This is a genomic window from Pseudomonadota bacterium (assembly GCA_016927275.1).
In the GTDB taxonomy this organism is placed as follows: Bacteria; UBA10199; UBA10199; order 2-02-FULL-44-16; family JAAZCA01; genus JAFGMW01.
Genome location: JAFGMW010000089.1, coordinates 1 through 3,206 on the forward strand (window position 1 = coordinate 1; position 3,206 = coordinate 3,206).

Consider the following 3,206-nt stretch of genomic DNA (forward strand, 5'->3'; position numbering starts at 1 on the left):
CAAATCCCAAGCACCAATAACCAAATAAGCACCAATTACCAGGCACCAAATTCCAAACAAAACCATTTGATCATTGGGATTTGGTGCCTGGAATTTATTTGGAATTTGGGATTTGGTGCCTGGAATTTATTTGGAATTTGGGATTTGGTGCTTGGAATTTATTTGGAATTTGGGATTTGGTGCTTGGAATTTGCTGGATGGGGGTGATCCGACGACAGGACCCGGAGGCAACTGAGCGAGCCGTAGCGAAGCGGCCGTAGCGCTCCAAAGCGCGAACTGGCACCCGAAGCTATATCCCCATCGCCGGCGTCCAGTGGGGGGAGCCTGCGCGGCGGTCGTCCATGAGCGCCAGGACTTCGAAGGCGGCGAGCCCGGTCTCGATGCAGCGCTTCTCGGCGAGGTCCTTCTTCTCGGTGTCTATGAACTCGTTCTTGTGCCGGTTGGCGTAGATCGCGCAGACCGCGCCCGCGCGGAAACCGCGTAGCTGGGCCAGCGTGAAGAGGCAGGAGGCCTCCATCTCGAAGTTGGCCACGTTCATGGAGTCGAGCTTCGCAGGCAGCTCCGGGTCGCGCGGCGGGAAGCCGGGGACCTTGCGGGCCTGCGCGCCGTAGAAGCCGGAGGCGGTGGCGGTGAGGCCGAGGTGATGCGGGAAGCGGTTGCGCCGCGCCCCTTCCAGGAGCGCGAGCACGACCTCATAGTGCGCGATCGCAGGATATCCCTCGATCACGAACTGGGTGGAGGTGTTCTCGAGGCGCACGGCGCCTGTGGACACGACGAGGTCCGCTAGCTCGATCCCCTTCTTAAGCGCTCCGGAAGAGCCGATCCGGATCATCGTCGGATTTTCCACGATCTGCGCAAGCTCCACCACCGCGATCTCGGTGTTGTCTGGGCCCATGCCCGTGGCCATGACCGTGATCGGCATATTGCGGTACGTGCCTGTGATGGTCACGTACTCGCGCGAGAGGATCGGCTCGCTGCGATCGTCGAAATAACCTGCCACGCGATGCGCCCGCGCAGGGTCTCCGCAGAGCAGGATATTCGGCGCGACATCTCCCGGCGCGCAGCCTATGTGGTACTGCCTGCCTTCTTCTGTTGATACGATCTCAGCCGATTTGAACTTGAACATATCCCCCCCGTTCGCCAGTCACCAATCGCCAGTCACTAGTCACTAGTCACTGCTTTTAACCCCCCTGAACGTCAATCTGTGTATCGCCGTGGGGCCGTGTTTTGCAAGCTCGGACATGTGCAGCTGTGTGCCGTATCCCTTGTGCACCGAGAACTTGAATCTGGGATACTTCCGCTCCATGTCGCACATCATCCGGTCGCGCGTGACCTTCGCTATTATCGATGCGGCGGCGATCACCCGCGACAGGGCATCCCCCTTCTTTATGGGAGTCTGCGCTATCGTGTGCTCGATCCGATGCGGCCCGTCGATGAGCAGGTGCTCCGGCCGGACCGACAGGCCGTCCACCGCGATGCGCATGGCGCGGAGCGCCGCCCTGAGGATATTGATCCGGTCTATCTCGTCGTTCTTCACGATGCCGACGGCGGTCGAGGTCGCGGCCTTCGCGATCAGGTCGAAGAGACGTTCGCGCTCTTTCCCGGTGAGTTTTTTTGAATCGTCGAGGCCCTCGATGTCGAACGCCCGGGGGAGTATCACCGCCGCCGCGACCACCGGGCCCGCGAGCGAGCCGCGGCCCGCCTCGTCCACGCCGGCCAAATGAACGACGCCGCTCTCGTAGAGCGGCGTCTCGAATCTCAGCGTGTCTATGGGCTGCGGATCAATCAGCAGCTGCTGCCTCATCCGCCGCGGAGAGCTCGCCACCTTCCACCTCCGCCTCGACGCCGGCTTCATTTGCAAGATCCATGCGGCGCCCCTCGATGCGCGCCGCCTTGCCGGAGAGCTCGCGCAGATAATACAGGCGCGAACGACGCACCTTGCCGGCGCTCGCGACCTCGATGCGGTCGATCAGCGGCGAGTGGAGCGGAAAGACGCGCTCGACCCCGACGCCGTAGGAGACCTTGCGGACCGTGAACGAAGCGCCCGCGCTGCCGCGGCGGCGGCGGATGCAGACCCCCTGGAAGAGCTGCACGCGCTCCTTGTCGCCCTCCTTGATCTTGCAGTAGACGCGCAGGGTGTCGCCCGGCCTGAACGAGGGGATATCGCCCCTCATCTGCTCCTGATTGATCTTTGAAATGATATCCATGACTGCCACCTCTTCCTGTGCCCCGAAGACCGGGCCGATCGCGTAACATTGCGAAAAGACGAGAGCTTCTACAGGGTCGAGGCCGGTTTGTCAACCCCTCGACTCGCTTTTGCCCGCTCGGGGCACGCCCTCTGAATCGATCAATGCCAGCCCCTCTTGGTCTTCGTCGGAAAGCTCAATCTTCTCAAATAGATCCGGACGTCTCTCCCGGGTTCGCCTGAGCGCCTCCAGCCTCCGCCAGCGCCTGATCTCAGCGTGGTTTCCCGAGAGGAGGACGGCGGGGACCGTCTCGCCCCGGAAGGTCTCGGGCCTTGTGTACTGGGGGTATTCGAGCAACCCCGCCTCGAACGACTCGTCGTTTGGCGACTCCTCGTTCCCCAGCACGCCCGGCACGAGCCTCACCACTGCGTCCACGAGCACCATCGCAGCGATCTCTCCGCCCGAGAGGACGTAATCTCCGACCGATATCTCGCGGTCCGCGACGAGCTCTCTTGCGCGCTCGTCGATCCCCTCGTATCGGCCGCAGGTGAGCACGATCTGGTCGAGCGAGCTGAGCTCCTTTGCGAGGGGCTGAGTGAGGGGCTCGCCCTGCGGCGTGAGCAGTATCCTCGAGCACCTGCCCTCCCTCGGCACCGCCTCCACCGCCTCCACGAGCGGGCCGGCGATCATCACCATGCCCGCGCCGCCGCCGTATGGGGTGTCGTCCACGCTGCGGTGGCGGTCCTTCGCGTGGTCGCGGATGTCGTGGAGAAAAAACTCCACGAGCCCCTTCTCGCGGGCGCGCCTGATGATCGTCTCGCCGAGGACGCTATCGAACATGTTCGGGAATATTGTGACTATGTCGAATCGCATAAATACCGTGACTCGTGACTCGTTACTCGTTACTCGTTACTCGTTACTGGTGATACCTGATCCCTGATCCGCGCGCCGCGAGCCAGAATTTGAGGCCCCTTTTTACAGCGTCATCGGAAAAAGGGTCCTCAAATTGTGGCGGGAGGC

General features: G+C 62.2%; 5 protein-coding genes. 1 reads left to right on the forward strand and 4 read right to left on the reverse strand.

Going from position 1 to position 3,206, the window contains the following annotated elements; all coding sequences use genetic code 11:
* On the forward strand, nucleotides 1–207 hold a 207-nt coding region (locus tag JXA24_05980; protein MBN1283301.1), incomplete at its 5' end, for a hypothetical protein.
* 82 nt (nucleotides 208–289) lie between these two features.
* Here JXA24_05980 and JXA24_05985 read toward each other — a convergent pair.
* From JXA24_05985 to trmD, 4 genes are all read right to left on the reverse strand, one after another.
* The gene (locus JXA24_05985; protein ID MBN1283302.1) at nucleotides 290–1,126 is read right to left on the reverse strand and encodes a nucleoside phosphorylase; all 837 of its coding nucleotides are present in this window, start codon (nucleotides 1,124–1,126) and stop codon (nucleotides 290–292) included.
* 42 nt (nucleotides 1,127–1,168) lie between these two features.
* On the reverse strand, nucleotides 1,169–1,855 hold the full coding sequence (locus JXA24_05990; GenBank protein ID MBN1283303.1) for a ribonuclease HII: 687 nt from the start codon (nucleotides 1,853–1,855) through the stop codon (nucleotides 1,169–1,171).
* On the reverse strand, nucleotides 1,782–2,207 hold the full coding sequence (gene rplS / locus JXA24_05995) for a 50S ribosomal protein L19 (GenBank protein MBN1283304.1): 426 nt from the start codon (nucleotides 2,205–2,207) through the stop codon (nucleotides 1,782–1,784). The genes JXA24_05990 and rplS overlap by 74 nt, the downstream gene beginning before the upstream one ends.
* 90 nt (nucleotides 2,208–2,297) lie before the next feature.
* A complete protein-coding gene (gene trmD / locus JXA24_06000; protein MBN1283305.1) occupies nucleotides 2,298–3,059 on the reverse strand; it encodes a tRNA (guanosine(37)-N1)-methyltransferase TrmD in 762 nt (253 codons plus the stop codon).
* Nucleotides 3,060–3,206: the final 147 nt, after the last annotated feature.